This is a genomic window from Stenotrophomonas sp. 05L44_2 (genome assembly GCF_056665995.1).
In genome coordinates this window covers 1-3,792 of the sequence record NZ_JBFTNR010000516.1, presented here as the reverse complement: position 1 = coordinate 3,792, position 3,792 = coordinate 1, and the positions used below count along the sequence as shown (strand labels likewise).

At 67.1% G+C, this 3,792-nt stretch carries 1 protein-coding gene and 1 pseudogene; both read left to right on the top strand.

Features of this window, described 5'->3' with window-relative positions:
• Window positions 1-70: 70 nt before the first annotated feature.
• Window positions 71-917: pseudogene (locus AC1VAN_RS16700) on the top strand (zinc-binding dehydrogenase).
• Between the two features lie 220 nt (window positions 918-1,137).
• Complete coding sequence (locus tag AC1VAN_RS16695; protein WP_480986237.1) at window positions 1,138-3,759, top strand: TonB-dependent receptor; 2,622 nt, start codon at window positions 1,138-1,140, stop codon at window positions 3,757-3,759.
• The last annotated feature ends 33 nt before the right edge of the window (window positions 3,760-3,792 follow it).

Genomic DNA, 3,792 nt, shown 5'->3' with positions numbered 1-3,792 from the left:
TGCGCGGCCTTGTCGACGCTGAGCGCATCCCCAGTTCGGTACAACTTCAACTTYCATTGGAACACCGCCCATGCGCGCTGCCCTGTACTCCTCCTTCGGCGATCCAGCCCAGGTCCTCGCCGTTGCCGATGCCCCCCTGCCCGAACCCGGTCCCGGCGAAGTACGCATCCGCACCGTGCTGGCCTCGATCCACAACCACGATCTGCTGACCGTGCGTGGCCTGTATGGCTACAAGCCGACGCTGCCGGCGATCGGCGGCAGCGAAGCACTGGGCGTGGTCGATGCGCTCGGCGAAGGCGTCGACGGCCTGCAGATCGGCCAGCGGGTTGCCGCCGCCTCGGTGCACGGCACCTGGGCCGAAGCGTTCATCGCACCGGCGCGGATGGTGATCCCGATGCCGGACGCGATCGCCGATGAAATGGCCGCACAGCTGATCGCCATGCCGCTGAGCGCGTTGATGCTGCTGGAATTCCTGCACGTCGAGCAGGGCCAGTGGATCGTGCAGAACACCGCCAACGGTGCCGTCGGCAAATCGCTGGCGATGCTCGCAAAGGCGCGCGGCGTGCACGTGGCCAACCTGGTGCGCAATGCCGAGGCCGTGGCGCAACTGCAGGCACTGGGCATCGATCACGTGTTCGATACCTCGGTGGACGGCTGGAAGGACCGCGTGCGCGAAGCCACCGGGCAAGCGCAGGCCGCTGCTGCAGTCGATTCCATCGGTGGCGATGCCAGCGGCGACCTGGTCGACCTGCGCGGTGGAAGACAAGCGGCGGTTGGTGGGTGAACTGCTGAAGCGTGCGGCCGGGGGTGAACTGACCCTGCCGGTGGAGCAGATCTTCGCATTGGACGACATCGCCCAGGCGGCGAAAGCCGGCGCCGGTTCGGGCCGCAATGGCAAGGTGCTGCTGCGCGCCTGATGCCCACGGGGTCGGATCCCTTTCCGAAAGGGAAGGGCTCTGACCCTGCAGGAGCGTGCGGACCAACGGTCCGCACCCACCGAGATGGTCTGCCCCACCAAGGCCGCCGACTTTCGTTAAGAACCTGTGATGTATAACTGAATGCGCTTTCGTCATTGGAAGGCGCACTCACCCGCGTGCGGTACTGGCGGCTCCTCCACCGTTTGGCGTAGTCGCTTCCATGTATCGCACCACCCTGCTTTCCAGCGCGGTCGCGCTGGTCCTCGTCGCTGGCACCGCCAGCGCCGCTGAAACCGCCGACACCGGCAAGGACAGCACCACCCTCGGCACCGTGCTGGTGACCGGCTCGAACATCAAGCGCAGCGACACCGCCGGCCCCAACCCGGTGCAGGTCGTCACCCGCGAGCAGATCCTGCAGACCGGCCGCTCCACCCTTACCGACGTGCTGCGCAACCTGTCGGCCAACGCCGGCAACAGTTTCGACGAGCAGTACACCGGCAGCTTCGCTGCGGGATCGGCCTCGATCGGCCTGCGCGGGCTGTCACCGAAGAACACGCTGGTACTGGTCAACGGCTACCGCGTGGCCAACTTCGGTTTCGCGCTCAACACCCAGGACACCTTCGTCGACCTCAATGCGCTGCCGATCAGCGCGGTCGAGCGCATCGAAGTGCTGAAGGATGGCGCCTCGGCGGTGTACGGCTCGGACGCCATCGCCGGCGTCATCAACATCATCCTGCGTCGCGACTTCCAGGGCGTGGAAGTCGGCGGTGGTTTCGGCACCGCCACCCAGGGCGGCCTGAACGAGCGCAAGGCCAACCTGCTGGCCGGCTTCGGTGACCTCGAGCAGCAAGGCTGGAACGTGCTGTTCGGGCTGGACCTGCTCAAGCGCGACCGCCTCGACGCCGACCAGCGCGCGTACACCCGCGACGGCGATTTCCGCGACAAGCCCGGTGGCCGCCTCGCCGGCTGGTCCACCGCCGGTGGCAACTGGCTGTCCAATCCGCGCGCACCGCAGCCGTTCTCGCCCTGCCCCGAGGGCAGCGAGCTGCGTCCCTACAGCGACTTCGGCAGCACCCTGCCCGGCCAGGCCTGCGCCTTCAACGCGCAGCCGTTCAAGACCCTGCAGCCCGGCGCCGAGCGCCTGCAGGCATCGTTGAGCGCGACCTATCGCTTCAGTGACAGCGTCGAAGCCTTCGCCGACGTGCTGTACAGCCACAACAAGGCCGACCAGATCTTCAGCGCCCCGCTGACGGTCGGCCCGGGCCTGCGTGCCTACAATCCCGCCACCGGTACGCTGACCGATATCGCCGCTGTCCTGCCGGTCGGCCATCCGAACAATCCGGGCAGCACGCCACTGCCGTTCGAGTACACCTTCTTCGATCTCGGCCCGCGCCTGAAGGACAATACCCAGGTGTTCTACCGCGCCCTGGCCGGCGTGCGTGGCACCGGTGAACGCTGGGACTGGGAAGTGGCCGCACTGACCTCGCAGAGTGCGCAGCGCGAGTACGTGGACAACTTCGTTGACCGCTACGCCTTCCAGCAGATCCTGCGCGACGGCAGCTACAACTTCCTCGATCCGTCCAGCACGCCGGGCGCACTGGACGATCTGCGCCTGCAGACCAAGCGCCCGGGCTGGTACAAGCTGCACTCGCTCAACGTCAAGGCATCGACCTCGTTGTGGGAACTGCCGGCGGGTGCGATCGGCTTCGCCTGGGGCGCGGAATTCCGCAAGGAATCGCTGGACGCGCGCACCAGCGCGCAGGTGCTGTCCGGTACCGAACTGCGCCCGGCGATCAACATCGTCGACGGCGAGCGCCAGGTCAGTGCCGCCTATGCCGAGTTCAGCGTGCCGCTGCATCGCACGCTGGAGCTGCRGGTGGCGGGCCGCGGTGACCACTACGATGACTTCGGCAAGGCATTCTCGCCGAAGTTCGCGCTGCGCTGGCAACCGCTGGACAGCCTGCTGCTGCGTGGCTCGTTCTCGCGTGGTTTCCGTGCACCGTCGCTGCCGGAGATCGCACCGGGGCAGACCATCAGCTACGGCTCGGTGGTCGACCCGTTCGATCCGCTGCAGCCCGGCGGCAGCCGCGGCGTGACCAACCTGCGCACCGGCAATCCGGACCTGAAGGCCGAGCGCTCGCGCAACCTCAACGTCGGCGCCGTGTGGTCACCCGATGCCGATTCCAGCATCGGCCTGGACTGGTACCGCATCGAACAGGACAACCTGGTCAAGCCGGACAGCGCGCAGTTCATCGTCGACAACCCGGGCCTGTTCCCCGGTCGCGTGCAGCGCGATGCGCAGGGCCGCATCCAGATCATCACCAACCAGTACGCCAACCAAGGCGAGCTGACCACCTCGGGCATCGACCTGGAAGCCAACCGTACCTTCCGCACCGACGGCTGGGGCAACTTCACCCTGGCTGGCAGCTGGACCCACCTGCTCAGCTTCAAGCAGCCGCTGGTGGCCGGCCAGGCGCCCTATGACGGCGCCGGCAACAACCGCCATGGCGCGCTGCCACGCACCCGCGGCACCACTTCGTTGAACTGGGCGGTGGGCGACTGGAGCAGCACGCTGAGCCTGCAGTACGTGAGCGGCTATGACCAGCGCGTAGCCACGGCCACCAGCAATCCGGGCCTGCGCGATCGGGTCAAGCCGTACCACCAGCTGGACCTGTACGTGGCCTATGAAGGCATTCCGAAGACCACGCTGTCGCTGTCTGTGCTGAACCTGACCGACAAGGACCCGCCGTTCGATCCGGCCGGCGGTTCCAACGGCTTCGACATCAGCCAGTACAACCTGCGCGGGCAGTTCGTTTCGCTGGGCGCGCGCTACCGGTTCTGATTGAACAGGAGGGTGCGGACCAACGGTCCGCAC